General features: G+C 49.3%; 13 protein-coding genes. 11 read left to right on the top strand and 2 right to left on the bottom strand.

Going from position 1 to position 15,064, the window contains the following annotated elements; all coding sequences use genetic code 11:
* The 11 genes from map (at window position 1) to M3087_RS04495 (ending at window position 11,258) form a co-directional block, all read left to right on the top strand.
* Window positions 1-798, top strand: coding sequence for a type I methionyl aminopeptidase (gene map, locus M3087_RS04545; protein ID WP_022384863.1), 798 nt, complete (start codon window positions 1-3; stop codon window positions 796-798).
* Between the two features lie 8 nt (window positions 799-806).
* The gene (gene infA / locus M3087_RS04540) at window positions 807-1,025 is read left to right on the top strand and encodes a translation initiation factor IF-1 (RefSeq protein ID WP_022384862.1); all 219 of its coding nucleotides are present in this window, start codon (window positions 807-809) and stop codon (window positions 1,023-1,025) included.
* Window positions 1,026-1,036: 11 nt separating this feature from the next.
* Complete coding sequence (ykgO, locus tag M3087_RS04535; protein ID WP_002558051.1) at window positions 1,037-1,153, top strand: type B 50S ribosomal protein L36; 117 nt, start codon at window positions 1,037-1,039, stop codon at window positions 1,151-1,153.
* Window positions 1,154-1,185: 32 nt separating this feature from the next.
* A complete protein-coding gene (gene rpsM / locus M3087_RS04530; RefSeq protein WP_022384861.1) occupies window positions 1,186-1,566 on the top strand; it encodes a 30S ribosomal protein S13 in 381 nt (126 codons plus the stop codon).
* A gap of 11 nt (window positions 1,567-1,577) precedes the next feature.
* Window positions 1,578-1,967, top strand: a complete 390-nt coding sequence (rpsK, locus tag M3087_RS04525; RefSeq protein WP_007567382.1) for a 30S ribosomal protein S11 — start codon at window positions 1,578-1,580, stop codon at window positions 1,965-1,967.
* 124 nt (window positions 1,968-2,091) lie between these two features.
* Complete coding sequence (gene rpsD, locus M3087_RS04520; protein WP_022384860.1) at window positions 2,092-2,697, top strand: 30S ribosomal protein S4; 606 nt, start codon at window positions 2,092-2,094, stop codon at window positions 2,695-2,697.
* A gap of 11 nt (window positions 2,698-2,708) precedes the next feature.
* Window positions 2,709-3,701 carry a DNA-directed RNA polymerase subunit alpha gene (locus tag M3087_RS04515; protein WP_022384859.1) on the top strand — a complete coding sequence of 331 codons (993 nt, stop codon included), beginning with the start codon at window positions 2,709-2,711 and terminating at the stop codon, window positions 3,699-3,701.
* A 3-nt stretch (window positions 3,702-3,704) separates the two neighbouring features.
* Entirely contained in the window at window positions 3,705-4,208 is a 504-nt protein-coding gene (rplQ, locus tag M3087_RS04510) for a 50S ribosomal protein L17 (RefSeq protein WP_022384858.1), read from the top strand.
* A 985-nt stretch (window positions 4,209-5,193) separates the two neighbouring features.
* Window positions 5,194-6,426 carry a thioredoxin family protein gene (locus tag M3087_RS04505; RefSeq protein WP_249094050.1) on the top strand — a complete coding sequence of 411 codons (1,233 nt, stop codon included), beginning with the start codon at window positions 5,194-5,196 and terminating at the stop codon, window positions 6,424-6,426.
* A 38-nt stretch (window positions 6,427-6,464) separates the two neighbouring features.
* The gene (locus M3087_RS04500; RefSeq protein ID WP_249094048.1) at window positions 6,465-9,734 is read left to right on the top strand and encodes a SusC/RagA family TonB-linked outer membrane protein; all 3,270 of its coding nucleotides are present in this window, start codon (window positions 6,465-6,467) and stop codon (window positions 9,732-9,734) included.
* Between the two features lie 12 nt (window positions 9,735-9,746).
* Window positions 9,747-11,258: a RagB/SusD family nutrient uptake outer membrane protein gene (locus tag M3087_RS04495; RefSeq protein ID WP_249094046.1), complete on the top strand. Its 1,512-nt coding sequence runs from the start codon at window positions 9,747-9,749 to the stop codon at window positions 11,256-11,258.
* Window positions 11,259-12,185: 927 nt separating this feature from the next.
* Here the strand turns inward: M3087_RS04495 and M3087_RS04490 are convergent.
* Both M3087_RS04490 and M3087_RS04485 read right to left on the bottom strand, forming a co-directional pair.
* Window positions 12,186-13,526: an outer membrane insertion signal domain protein gene (locus tag M3087_RS04490; protein WP_022384854.1), complete on the bottom strand. Its 1,341-nt coding sequence runs from the start codon at window positions 13,524-13,526 to the stop codon at window positions 12,186-12,188.
* 31 nt (window positions 13,527-13,557) lie between these two features.
* The gene (locus M3087_RS04485) at window positions 13,558-14,991 is read right to left on the bottom strand and encodes a glycerophosphodiester phosphodiesterase family protein (protein WP_249094043.1); all 1,434 of its coding nucleotides are present in this window, start codon (window positions 14,989-14,991) and stop codon (window positions 13,558-13,560) included.
* Window positions 14,992-15,064 lie beyond the last annotated feature (73 nt).

Here is a 15,064-nt window from a genome sequence, read left to right as displayed (position 1 = left end):
ATGATATTTCTTAAGACTGATGATGAAATAGAGTTACTTCGTCAAAGCAATCTCCTTGTGGGGAGAGCTTTGGCAGAAGTAGCTAAACTTATAAAACCGGGTGTTACAACACTGGAACTTGATCGGGTCGCCGAAGAGTTCATTCGTGACAATGGGGCTATCCCGACATTCAAGGGATTCCCGAATCAATATGGACAACCCTTCCCCGGCTCTATTTGTGCCTCTGTCAATGACCAGGTGGTTCATGGCATTCCCAATGACAAGCCTCTGCAGGAGGGTGATATTGTTTCGGTTGATTGCGGGACTTACATGAATGGTTTCTGTGGCGACTCAGCCTACACCTTCTGTGTAGGTGAGGTAGCTCCTGAAGTAAGGGAGTTGCTCAAGGTTACCAAGGAAGCCCTGTATAAGGGAATTGAGAATGCAGTCCATGGAAAACGTCTGGGAGACATCGGTTCGGCGGTTCAGGATCATTGTGAAAAGCATGCCTATGGAGTTGTCCGTGAGTTTGTCGGACATGGAATCGGCAAGGAAATGCACGAAGAACCGCCTGTCCCCAATTACGGGAAGAGAGGTTCGGGTGTGCTGTTGAAGAGCGGCATGTGCATTGCAATCGAGCCGATGATTACCTTGGGTTCCCCACAAATCTATATGGAACCCGACCGTTGGACGATCCGTACACGGGATGGCAAGTGGGCGGCTCACTTTGAGCACACGTTGGCTGTGCGTAAGGGAAAAGCCGAAGTATTGTCAACATTTGATTTTATAGAAGAAGTTTTGGGAGATAACGCAATTTAAAAATTTATATGGCAAAACAAGCAGCAATAGAACAAGAAGGAGTGATTGTTGAAGCATTGTCAAACGCAATGTTTCGTGTAGAGTTGGAAAATGGGCATGAGATTACGGCTCATATTTCCGGCAAAATGAGAATGCATTACATTAAAATCCTGCCCGGAGATAAGGTAAGAGTGGAGATGTCACCTTACGATTTGTCAAAAGGTAGAATCGTTTTCAGATATAAATAACAAATAAAGATATGAAAGTAAGAGCATCATTGAAAAAACGTACGCCAGAATGTAAGATCGTAAGACGTAATGGCCGTTTGTATGTTATTAACAAGAAAAATCCTAAGTATAAACAACGTCAAGGATAATTTATTATTTTTGCAGAAAAAATAATTAGTATATGGCTATAAGAATAGTTGGTGTAGATTTGCCTCAAAACAAAAGAGGTGAGATTGCGTTGACCTATGTATACGGTATAGGTCGCAGTAGTTCAGCAAAAATCTTGGACAAGGCAGGTGTTGATAGAGATATCAAGGTGAAGGATTGGACTGATGACCAAGCCGCCAAGATTCGTGAAATCATTGGTGCTGAATATAAGGTGGAAGGTGATCTTCGTTCCGAAGTACAATTGAACATTAAGCGATTAATGGATATTGGTTGTTACCGTGGTGTGCGCCACCGTCTCGGTTTGCCCGTAAGAGGACAAAGCACAAAGAACAATGCACGTACTCGTAAGGGAAGAAAGAAAACAGTTGCAAACAAGAAAAAAGCTACTAAATAATAATTGTTGATATGGCAAAAAAAACAGTCGCAGCTAAGAAGAGAAATGTGAAAGTGGATGCTAATGGACAATTGCACGTTCATTCTTCATTCAACAATATCATTGTCTCTCTTGCAAACAGTGAAGGTCAGATCATCTCTTGGTCTTCAGCAGGTAAGATGGGATTCAGAGGTTCGAAGAAGAACACCCCGTATGCAGCACAGATGGCAGCACAAGACTGCGCCAAGGTTGCGTATGACCTGGGTCTTAGAAAGGTAAAAGCTTATGTGAAAGGTCCTGGTAATGGCCGTGAGTCCGCTATCAGAACCGTGCATGGTGCTGGTATTGAAGTTACTGAAATCATTGACGTAACACCGCTTCCGCACAACGGTTGTCGTCCTCCCAAAAGAAGAAGAGTATAATACAGATAACCTAATAGAATGATGTAACTTGAATTGGTTAATAATGGATTGCATTTCCTTTCTGTAATTCGCGGCTGCTACAATTTAAGTTCATTAGTAAACCAATTAAATCAAAGAAGTAAAAATGGCTAGATATACTGGACCAAAATCAAGAATTGCACGTAAATTCGGTGAGGCTATTTTCGGTGCTGATAAAGTTTTGTCTAAGAGAAACTATCCTCCCGGACAGCATGGTAACTCCAGAAGAAGAAAGACTTCTGAGTATGGTGTCATGTTGGCTGAAAAGCAAAAGGCCAAATACACTTACGGTGTGTTGGAAAGACAATTTAGAAACTTGTTCGAGAAAGCCGCCAGTGCCAACGGTATTACCGGTGAGATCCTCTTGCAGTCTCTCGAATCTCGTCTCGACAATATCGTCTATCGTTTGGGTATCGCTCCTAGCCGTGCCGCAGCACGTCAGCTGGTAGGTCACAGACACATTGTGGTAGACGGTGAAGTTGTTAATATCCCTTCGTACGCCGTTAAACCGGGTCAAATTGTAGGTGTTCGCGAGAAATCTAAATCTTTGGAAGTGATTGCCAACTCTCTGGCTGGCTTCAACCACAGCAAGTATCCCTGGTTGGAGTGGGACGAAAACACAAAGGCTGGCAGATATTTGCACATCCCTGAAAGAGCAGATATTCCCGAAAACATTAAAGAACAATTGATCGTTGAGTTGTACTCTAAATAATAATTAGTTTCATGGCGATATTAGCATTTCAAAAACCTGATAAAGTATTAATGTTGGAGGCGGATTCCAAATATGGAAAATTTGAGTTTCGTCCGCTTGAGCCCGGCTTTGGTATTACCGTCGGTAATGCCTTGCGCCGTATCCTCCTTTCCTCTCTCGAGGGGTTTGCCATCAATACCATCCGCATTGCGGGGGTTGAGCATGAGTTTGCAGCCGTTCCGGGAGTGAAAGAGGATGTGACCAATATTATCCTGAATCTGAAGCAAGTCAGATTTAAACAAATAGTAGAGGAATTCGAGAACGAAAAAGTAAGTATTACTATCGAGAATTCAAATGAATTTAAGGCAGGTGATATAGGTAAGTATTTGACTGGATTTGAAGTGTTAAATCCTGAATTAGTTATTTGCCATTTAGATTCAAAAGCAACCATGCAGATCGATTTGACCATTAACAAAGGTCGTGGATACGTCCCCGCTGACGAAAACCGCGAATACTGCACCGATGTTAATGTAATTCCTATCGATTCAATTTATACTCCGATCCGTAATGTCAAATATCAGATTGAGCCTTTCCGCGTTGAGCAGAAGACTGACTATGACAAGCTGATTCTTGAAATTACGACGGACGGTTCCATTCACCCGAAGGATGCACTGAAAGAAGCTGCAAAAATCTTGATCTACCACTTCATGCTCTTCTCCGATGAGAAGATTACGTTGGAGAACTCCGACGCCGATGGCAATGAAGAGTTTGATGAGGAGGTATTGCACATGCGTCAGCTGTTGAAGACCAAACTTGTTGACATGGATCTCTCTGTCCGCGCCTTGAACTGTTTGAAGGCTGCCGATGTGGAGACCCTGGGTGACCTGGTTCAATTCAACAAGACTGACCTCTTGAAGTTCAGAAACTTTGGTAAGAAATCGCTTACGGAGCTTGATGATTTGCTCGAAAGTCTGAATCTGTCGTTTGGAACTGACATTTCTAAATATAAATTAGACAAAGAATAAACAATGAGACACAATAAGAAATTCAACCATTTGGGTCGTACTGCTTCTCACAGAAGCGCAATGTTGTCAAACATGGCCATTTCTCTGATCAAGCACAAAAGAATCACTACGACTCTTGCAAAGGCTAAAGCGCTGAAGAAGTACGTTGAGCCTTTGATCACCAAGTCTAAGAACGATACGACCAACTCTCGCCGTGTCGTATTTAGCTACTTGCAAGATAAATATGCCGTAACAGAGTTGTTCAAGGAAATCTCTGTGAAAGTGGCTGACCGTCCGGGTGGTTACACCCGCATTATCAAGTTGGGTCGTCGTGCCGGTGACAATGCAGAAATCTGCTTCATCGAACTGGTTGACTACAACGAGAACATGGCAAAAGACAAGGCTGCCAAGAAGACGCGTACCCGTCGTTCGAAGAAGGGTGGTGCTGCTGCAGCTGCTGAAGCCCCTGCAACTGAAGCAACAGCTACCGTGGAAACTCCGGCTGAAGAAGCCCCGAAAGCTGAATAATATAGATACACTATATATGAAGAGAGGACAGTCTCCTGGTGAGGCTGTCCTTTTTTCATAGGCATCTCTGGAATATCGTCCGGACAGTCTCTGCAGGGACGTGTATGATTCCTGTTTCCCCTGTCCGTGTGTACAAGTCTGATGGGTAAAATGCAAAGAGGATGCGCCACTGCTGTGACCCATCCTCTTGCTTATTTCAATGAATGCTGTAATTTCTAAAGAAAGCAGGCTTGCTCTGGCATTTTAAGAGCTTCCTGTCCTTACACTATTCCCAGTGAGAAAATTCTCACTAGGAAAACTTTGAATCTCGTTTACTTCTTAACGTTCGTTTGTACCACTGCGATAACGCTCAATACAGCGAACACGGCTACAATAGCAACCAAAATAGAAAGTTGTGCTGTCATAATTAAAATAATTAAATCTTTTTACCTTTACTAATTATCCTATCTACTTGTTATCCTTCGTAACTCATTTCTGAATTACGCTGCAAAGATAGGGGCTTTTTTGCTCGTGTCAAGGGAAAACATGCTTTAAAACATAAAAACAGCCTTTTTCTTGATGTAGGTCAATGAAGCCCCCGTTTTTGTAATGAGCATGAAATGTAAGGATAATTGTAGATTATGGGACCGGCTCTGTGACACTGAATGCTTGCCTGATGTGGCAGGTCGGCAGGGGGATATATACCTTATTATGCGCGATGGCAGGGAGGACGTAAGTTGAAAAACGTGCGCCGCAGGGATGCCCCGATGCGAGGAGGCTCGTAACTGTTTTTGTGACAGCTGAATGTTTTTTAGGGTAAATAATCTTCCGAATAGGAAAAAATGTTACTTTTGCACCCACAACATAAATGTTAAACAGACGGATTATCTTTGAATCTGTCAGATTTTAGCCTCGGAAAGAAGATACCTGAAAGCGATGCAGGATATAAATAGGCTAAACGATAAATATACGAAGAAAAAGAACCTACTATAAAATTTGTACATTGATGAAAAGAATGTTATGCTCAAAGGCTTGCATGCTTTTGACTGTAGCGGCATTGGCTTCCGGCGTTAGGGGCGCCGAGACCACATTAGGGGTGCCGGCTGACATCATGCAGGTGAGCGAAGAACAGGAACCGGGCATCCGGTTCACCCATCAGTCATGGGCAGAGATTGTTGCAAAGGCGAAAGCCGAGAACAAGCTTATCTTTATTGATTTCTACACGCAATGGTGTGGTCCCTGCCTGAACATGGCACAGACCGTGTTTACATTGCCGGACGTCGGTGCGTTCTACAACGAGCACTTTGTCTGCGCGAAGATTGACGCGGAGCACGGGGAAGGAGTCGAACTTGCCCGAAAGTATGGCGTAAGGAGCTATCCGACCTATGCCTTCGTGGATCCTGCTACCGGGGAGATGGTACACCGGAGCAGCAGCCGTCAGACGGGGGAGCAGTTCATCCGCACGGGACGTAGCGCGTTGACGCCCGAATTGCGCTCTTTCTACCTGGAAGAACAGTATGCTGCAGGCAACCGTGAACGGGCTTTCCTGCTTGACTACATCCGTTACGAACACTCCATCTATGCGCACAGGAATGTGACGGCTGCCTTTGACGAACTGATGAAGGGGGAAGCCAAGCTGTCGGATGACGATGTATGGCCCGTCTTTGTGGAGGTCATCACAGGCATGACGCCTTACCTGAAAGACCTGTCGGACCATTATGCTGATTACTGTGCCTTGCTCGGCAAGGAGGCAGTCGATGCCAAACTGGCGAAAGAGACGACCTACGGTGACCTTGCCGTCATTGAGGCATTGTGCGACTTCGAAGGGAAGGCATTCAATTGCGAACTGATTCGCGTCAACGATGCCATCCGTCAGAAGAACTATGACGACGCCATCCGGCGCATCGATGCACTGATAGCGGATCCGCAGGTCGACCAGCAGACGCTGATCGGGCGGTTGAAGTACATGGTGCGCTTGAGCTACGGTAGCGAGGAACTGCCTGACGTGTGGTTCAACAAGTGTGTGGAATACCTCCGCTACATCGCCTACAACCAGAGTGACCGCGACGATGCCTTCATCCATCAGGAATATGCCGACGCCCTGGAGAAGCTCCTGAAGCGTCTGCCGGCAGGAGCCAATGTGCCGTCTGCCTTGCTGGCTGAACCTGCACAAGGCAAGAAGACCTACTCGATGCGCCCCGATGCGCTGAAGCCGAAGCCTGCGGCAAAGCGGAAATGAATCAAGGAAAACAATCATAATCAAAAACAAGAACCTGTATGAACAGCTTTAGAAAACCCGTGGGGGGGGGTAAGATTTTTGCGCTCTTCTCCATGTTGGCACTGACAGTGCCGATGCCGGGTGAAGCGTCTCTGCATGAGCCTGTAGCGGCAGGCATGGAGGCGACCCAGCAGACGATGACCCTCACTGGAGTGGTCCGTGATGAAAATGGTGACCCGGTGCCCGGGGCCAGTGTTTATGTGAAAGGAAACAATAAGATAGGAACGGTGACCGACATCGACGGACGCTTCTCGTTGAAGGTGGCTCCGGGGCAAATCCTGGTGGTGTCGTTCATCGGCTATGAAACCATCGAGGAACCGGTCAGACCGGGACGTACCTTCCTGGAACTCTCCCTGCATGCCGACGACACCCAGCTGAGCGAAGTCGTGGTGACCGGTTACCAGACCATCTCCAAGGAGCGTGCCGCCGGTTCATTCTCTGTCATTACTCCCGAAGACATGCAGGGGAAACTGCAGACCAACATCCTGGACCGTATGGAAGGTATGGTGGCAGGTTTGCAGCATACGCCCGGCAGCACGCCGCAGATCCGTGGTGTCTCTACCCTCAGAGGAGAGAAGACTCCGCTTTATGTGGTCGACGGCATTCCCTTTGAAGGCGACATCGAAGCCCTCAACCCATCAGACATTGTCAATGTGACCGTCCTGAAGGATGCGACCGCAGCCTCCATCTACGGTGCCCGTTCGGCAAACGGCGTCATCGTCATCACGACCCGCTTGGGACAAGACGGACGCACCCGTGTCAGCTACAACGGAAGCATCAAGTTCGAGCCGTTGCCCGACCGCGACTACCTGAATCTCACGTCGAGTGCCGAGCTGGTCGACCTGCAGGAGACCCTCTTCGGACTCAAGCACAACAGTGTGAACGACATCCTGACGGAGCGCAGCTCGTACAACGAGGTCTATACGTTGCTCTATAAGAAGGAGCAGGGCGTCATCAGCGAGGCGGACTTCAATGCCGAGATGGACCGTTACCGCAGCCTCGACCGCTATGGTCAGCTGAAGAGCCTGCTGCGCAAGGCGGACATCACCCACCAGCACAACCTGTCCTTCAGCGGAGGGTCGGACATCTACAAGTATGCCTTCTCCGCCAACTACGAGGAGAACCTGCCTTACGAGAAGGAACAGTCGACCCAGCGCATCGGCGTCAACCTGAAGAACCAGTTCGACTTTTTCAAGTGGATGCGTGTGAACGTCGGCCTGCTCACCAGCAATGTGGACCGGAGCTATGACAACGGCTTCTCGGCGTACAGCAACCTCTATTCCGGTCCTTCCTACCGCATGCTGTACAACGAGGACGGCACCCCGGCGCAATGGTACATGGGCAAGAGCCAGTATGAGCTGGACCGCCTGAACGAGCTGGGCCTGCAGGACGAGACCTACATCCCCGTCAACGAGATGGACAAGGCACACTATAACTATGAGTCCAAGTACTACAACATCAACCTCGGCATGAAGCTCACGTTCATGGAGGGACTGGACCTCGACGTGCTCTACCAGACGGAGAACACCAGCGTCTATAACAAGCAGTACTACTCGAAGGACTACTACGATGTGAAGTCGGAAATCAACGATGCCACCGTCATCGAGGACAACGGGGCCATCACCCACTACTTCCCTGTCGGCGGACGGATGAACGAGAATTGGCAGAAGAAGAAGTCATACACCTTCCGTATGCAGCTCAACTTCAACAAGGACTTCACCGGCGGACGCCACAGCGTACAGGCGTTGCTCGGTGCGGAGCGGCGGAAAGTCGTGACGCAGGCGACGTCGCTCAACAAGGTGGGCTATGACGACATGACCCTGGCTTATACGCTGATGGACGAGATCGAGGCGGCAAACGGCATCAATGGGACGCAGTCGGTGTCAGGCAACTACTATTACTATGACTCGGCGAGCGACTCGTTCTCTTACGTGGACCGCCGTTACGTCTCCTTCTATGCCAATGCCTCCTACACCTTTGACCGTCGGCTGACAGGAACGGCGAGCGTCCGCATCGACCAGTCGAACCTCTTCGGCATGGACCCGAAGTACAAGTACCGTCCCTTGTGGTCGGCAGGTGCACAGTATGTGGCACTGGAGGACTGGAACGTGATTGACCGACTGGCGCTGCGTGCGACTTACGGTATCAATGGAAACACCACCACCGTGACCAGTCCCTATATGATTGCTTCGGTCAGCAGCCGTCCGAACTCCTACACCAACGAGACATACGCCGTCATCAGCACACCGCCCAACCCGAACCTGCGCTGGGAGAAGACCAAGGTGTTCAACCTGGCAGTGGACTTCAGCCTGTTCAAACACCGGTTGAACGGTACGTTGGAGTTCTACAACAAGAAGACTTCCGACCTGCTCGGCAACCGGCAGACCGACCCCACCACCGGATGGCCGTCGCTGCTGCTCAACTACGGCGAGATGTACAACCGCGGTGTGGAACTGACCCTGGAAAGCAGAAACTTCGTCGGGCGCGACTTCTCCTGGACCACCAACTTCACCTTCAGCTACAACAAGAACAAGCTGACCCGTGTGGAGGCGAGCGGTTCCTCGGCCATGGACTACTATTACAGCCTGCAGAACCGCGAAGGCAAGCCGATGAATGCCATGTGGGTCATCCGTTATGCCGGACTGGACGAAGAGGGATACCCGACAGCCTACAAGGCAGACGGCACCATCGTGAAGTCCTACAGCGAGCTGGAACCGGAAGACCTGAAGTATGCCGGAACGGCAGACCCTCCCTACTCGGCAGCCTTGCAGAACCGCCTGTCGTATAAAGGCTTTGACCTTGACTTCATGTTTGTCTACTATGGCGGACATGTCCTGCGTGACGTGGCAGCCGGCTACCTGTGGAACCGTTACCCCGTGCTGAACTATGCAGGCGTGGTGGACCGCGGAAGGCTGAAGTTCTGGCAACAGCCGGGCGACGAGAAGGACCCCGACATGGCTCCGGCATTCCTCTATGGCACGAGCCACACCTACTCGGAGTACCTGTGGTCGGCTGCCGACAAGCATGTGCAGAAAGGCGACTACATCAAGCTCCGCGACGTGACCCTCTCATACACCTTCCCCAAGGTGCTCGTCAACAAGTTCTATGCCGAGAACCTGCGTGTGAGCCTCCAGGTGCAGAACCTCTTCTACTGGGCTGCCAACAAGCGCCACCTCGACCCCGAGGTGTGGAGCGGACGGACACTGTCGCCCTCGCGCGGCTACCGCATCCCGCCGACATGGACCCTCGGTTTATCGCTAAACTTCTAAACGAACAGACAAATGATGAAACAGACTATAATGAAATATCTGGCATGTGCCGGCATGGTGTGCTCGCTGGCGGCATGCGACGACTGGCTGGGCAACCAGCCCAAGGGCGAGATGATCCCCGAGACACTCAGTGACTATCAGATGTTGCTCAACGGTCAGTCTCTTTACCGTTCGCTCGACGTGTATCCCTTGTTCTTCACCGACGACATCCGTCTCACCGGACGGGGCGAGATCCAGAATACGAACGCTTCGACCGGGGCGGTGACCAACTATACTTCTTTCGACTACATGGACAAGAGCCAGGAGATGCGCAACGCCTATTCGTTTGCCGAGGGCGACATCTTCCTGCCCAGCGACGACGACGCCATCTGGAACGACGGTTATGAACACATCTTCACCTACAATGCCATCATCAACAACGTGCTTGCCACGACCGACGGCAAGGATACGGACCGGAAGCGCGTGTGGGGCGAGGCGATCGTAGGACGTGCCTTCGAATACCTGAACCTGGTCAATCTCTACGGCAATCATTATGACGCCGAGACTGCCGACACGGACTATGGCGTGCCTCTGGTGCTGAGCGAGGTGATGACGGGTGAACAATATCCGCGTGCCAGCGTGGCGGAGGTCTACCGTCAGATAGAGGAAGACCTGAATGAGGCGGTGCCCTGTCTCGCCAAGGTGGTGAACCATCCGTTCGCTCCCAGCCAGAGTGTAGGCCAGGCGTTCCTCTCACGGATGTACCTCTACATGGGCCGCTATGAGGAGGCACTGACGAATGCCAATGCCGCACTGGAGTCCAACTCTTACCTCATCGACCTGACGGAATATGAGGTGCTCGACCACGGCACGTTCGGCCGTATCGTCCGCAGCGACAACGGCGAGGAGTATCCCGACCCGCAGGACAATGAAGAGAACATCTATACCCGTACGCCGAACAACACTTCCTACCTCTTCGCTGTAGTGGCGGCTTCCGACGACTTGTTGGAGACCTTCCGCAAGGACCTGACGGAGGGGCAGGCAGACATGCGTAAGGAGCTGTACTACTGTACCGACTCGTGCGACCGTACCATCAACGGAGGACGTCCTGACTACTTCCGCGGCTTTACGACCTACATGCCGTATGTCGACATGAACGTGGGTCTGGGGACGCCGGAAATCTACCTCATCGCAGCCGAATGTGAAGCCCGTGTAGGCGATGTCGACCGTGCCCTGGAGCGTCTGAACACCCTGCGTGACAAGCGTATCCGCAACAATGTGCACTATGCCACACCGACGTCGCTGTCGCGTGAAGAGGTGCTCCGCCTGGTCATCGACGAGCGCCGTCGTGAGTTCGCTTTCGTAGGCCTCTACCGTCTCATCGACCTGAAGCGGATGAACCGCGAGTCCTGGTTTGCGAAGACCATCACCCACACTGCTGGAAACGATGGTTCCTGGACGCTTCCGCCCAATGACCCGCGTTACATCTTCCCCGTACCGGAACGCGTCATCAGCTTCAACCCCATGCCGGAGTATGACCGCTGACGTCTGAGGAAGACCGAAGGCGATTGATGCACAAAGGCGTAAAGTCACCGGACCGGATGTATGTCCGTTCCGTGTCTTTACGCCTTTGGTATGTTTCAAAGCCTCTGACTGTCGAGTTCCCTTCCGTTTTCCAGACTTTATCGCGGCAAACACAAGTGTTCGATTCACCAAACACATTAGTTTGACTCACCAAACACAAGTGTTTGACTTGACAAACATAGTAGTTTGATGGACCAAAGTATTATACTTAGGCACCCTAAGTATAATACTTAGGTGGTCTAAGTATAATACCTTTCTAAGCTAAGTATGATACTTTGATAGGCTGAGTATGATATTTACCTATATCAAACCAATTAGTTTGTCAGGTCAAACGCTTGTGTTTGTCCGTTCGAAGGCTTGTGTTTGCTTGGTCAAACGCAAATGTTCGGAGGGTGTGGCAGAATTATGGTACAGCTTCATCTCGGAAGAAGGAGATGGGCAAGGAGTATTTGGCAGAACGCCTTGCTGTGGCTACCATAGCTCTGGTTCTGTCAATAACTGCGACAGCTTGTCGCAGAATTCTATCATACTCTGATACTTGTATTTATATCATGATTTCAGGAATAGATGAAATAATCGTCAATAAATAGAGGTATTCGGTAAATGTTCAAAAATATAAGATGGCATGTGTAGCTGAAGCTTTTCCTTTCATAAGACAAGCAGATGCCAGTCTGTTTGTTCCAAAGAAAAGGGATACGTTGTCTGGCGACTGGACGTATCCCTTTTCAACTCATGACCTAAAAGATTTACGGAAGTGAGAATAGAAAGTGTGCTAAAAAAGTAGTATGAGTGGTTGGAGAGATATATCTATTAGCTTCTTATTCTCACTTGTCTTATTGGTTGGATTACCTATTGAAAACTGTTGCCTCGCGGCAAGAGATTGTCTCTTTAGAACGAGAAGAGCAAACGTGCCTGAACGGTATGGATGTTCTTGTCGTATTGATATTTATCACGATCGAGGCGATTGTAGGTGTATTCCAATAACACTTGTGCGTATTTGTTGAATGAATAGTTGGCGCCAAGTGTTACGGAGTGCATGTTGCCACCACCGATGCTGGTAGATTTGGCAGGATAATCCTGTACTTCACCCGTCGGATAATACTGGTCACGTCCCGGTAAATAGAACTCACCGTCCTTAATGTCATTCATTCCAAGGTAATTGTAACGGGCAACGATTTCCAGTGAGCGGCCATCCCAACCTTTCAGCAAAGCTTCTCCATTGTCATACTTGTAGCCATTGCCGAAGATTTGGTAACCCATTTCTACGTATCCACCGTGGAAGCTGTTTGAAGCCAGGGGATTGCCTGCTTGCCATGATTCCAAGGTAGTCCATGACTGGCTGCCACCGAGCTGGTTCATGAAGAGAGTCATGTCGTCACGGTCTTTGGTGACGTGCTTGTACATGTATTCGCCCCGTGCAAAGAATTTGGGTGTACGGTAGAGTGCTTCAGCACCGGCATCAAACACATTCTTTGCCCAAGGAATTTCAGCACTTGCAAAGTGGAAGTCGTCTACGTAAGTCTGCATGGTAGAACCGAACTTCAGGTTGGTCTTCAATACATTGCCATCTTCTTCACCTGTATTGATACGTGCATAGCGGAAGGTCGCACCAACGTGGAATGTCTGGTCTTCGTCGTTCACCGGACGCCATAACCAACGGCCGCCGAAAGTCACTCCTTGATAGCCGTCCACTTGGTCATTGTACTTGTTTTCGGCAAAGACTCCCTGATTGAAGAAGAAGTTGTTGTTGTATGCTTTGTAGCTGACACCCAGTTCACGTCCGGCTGAAAGAGCATTTGAAGAGGCGGCACGTGAAATGAAGTGCAGACTGCCACGGCTGGTGTTGTTTGCCATGGTTGAAGGATTGTTGTAGTAACCAGCTTTGAACGAGTGGTTCCACATGTCTGTATCCTTCAACGTATATTGCAGGAAGATGTTCTTTTGGGAGAACTTACCCTTGGAAAAATCGAAATCTGCATAGAAGTACCAGTTGTCGTATGTCATGGAGGTACGGATACGCGAGTCGGTGATGGCTACACCTGATTTCAACGGTGTGAAGTCCGTGTGGTAATAAGCGGCATCAGCCATGAAACGGGCACCGACGGTGAATTTCACCTTCTGTTCCTTGTTCTCGTATTTGATGACGGGGTTGGTATCGAAGTCTTGTGCTACGGCTGTGCCGGCAAGAGTCATAGCAACCAGGGTCGAGAATAATATATGTCTTTTCATTGTTTTTTGTCGTTTAAGAGGTTAGTATTCGTTACTTCACATATCCCAGTTTGTCCAAGAGCTGACGAGGATCGGGCACTGTCTGTACGGCGTTTTTGTTGCGTACGCCTTTGTCGATGAAATATTGCAGAGTCAACTCTGTACGGTTGGTGAATGCGCCGTCGAGATAAGGAGGTTCAAAGAGAGAGCCGCCTTCGTTGCCCCAGTTGTATTCACCGAAATACTTGCCCATCTGTTCGCGGGAGTCGAATGAATACGGGTGGTTCAGCATGCCGGACTTCTTGATAAGATAAGCTTGCCACGGAGCGTTCATTTCAGGATAATTATTGGGAGCACCGGCGATACTCGGACCGATGATGTGAGCTTTGTGCTGTAATCCCAAGTTTATGAAGGATGCATAACCTGACGGGGTGTCATAGATAAGGTCTGTTGCAGCCGTGCCTTCCCAGAAGAGGAAGCACATGGGAATTTTGCCTTGGAACACATCTCCTGTACGACGGAGACTTTCCAGCGAGAAGGTTTGCAGGATAACGCGACCGTTGGTATTACCTACATTCACTTTACCATCCTTATAGAAAGCTGTTTCAGTCGAGGGCTTTTCGATGATGTTATAGTCATACTTTGCCAATTCCTGATAAACGTCTTTTTCAAAAGTTGTCGGGTTCAGCCATGATTCCTTGAACTCGATGTAGATACCCGGGCGGTTACCGCTGTCCACGTCATCATTGACATAGCTGAATGTATAGACCAGTTTGTCTCCTTCCGTGTAAGAGTTCGGGTCTCCGGTCTTTGTGATTGTATAAATACGTTCACCTGTACCATTCTCACGGTCCAGCTTTTTGCCTTTTGCATAGTTGATCAAGTCAACCAGGGCCGAGATGTATTGGTGTACACCGCCACGTGCGGAGAAACCTGTACGGCCCTGTTCGGGAGAAGCATCATTGAACCATGTGCCGGCATCCAGTGCCAACAGTTCTTCGTACATATATGATTTGGCGTAGTAAGGAACAAATGCAGCTTTATCCTTTTCGATCTGAGCGTCTGCCTGTGCATCAGTCATTTTGTAGTGCTTTTTATAGAATGCACGCCGTACTTCGGTCGGGAAACTCTCGCCGTATACGTCTTCAATGTCTGTTGTACGGCTGAGGTTGTCGTCATGAAGTGCCAGTACGACTCCGTCTTTTGAGCATTGCAAGTCTGCTTCCAGATAGTCGGCGCCCATTTCACGAGCCCAACGATAAGCAGCCTCAGTTTCTTCAGGAGTCCAGAATGTAGAGCCACGGTGGGCGATGACTGCCATGCGAGGGACATAGTCTCTCACTTTGGCCATTTCGTCGGAGATGTGATTCACTTGCACGCGGTCAACATCTTCGTAGGTGTTAGTAAAGTCTTGGTGTTCACAGGACGCGAACATAGCCATGGCAACACTGCAAGTGAGGCCTAAACGGATCAGATTTCCAAACATAGTTGTTGATATTAGATTGAATTAGTAATGCGTTTTTGGGGAGGGAGGGGGGACGACGGTTGTCAGAATGCCG

Source organism: Mediterranea sp. ET5 (assembly GCF_023337025.1).
Classification (GTDB): domain Bacteria; phylum Bacteroidota; class Bacteroidia; order Bacteroidales; family Bacteroidaceae; genus Phocaeicola_A.
This window is presented reverse-complemented; position numbering and strand designations above follow the sequence as displayed.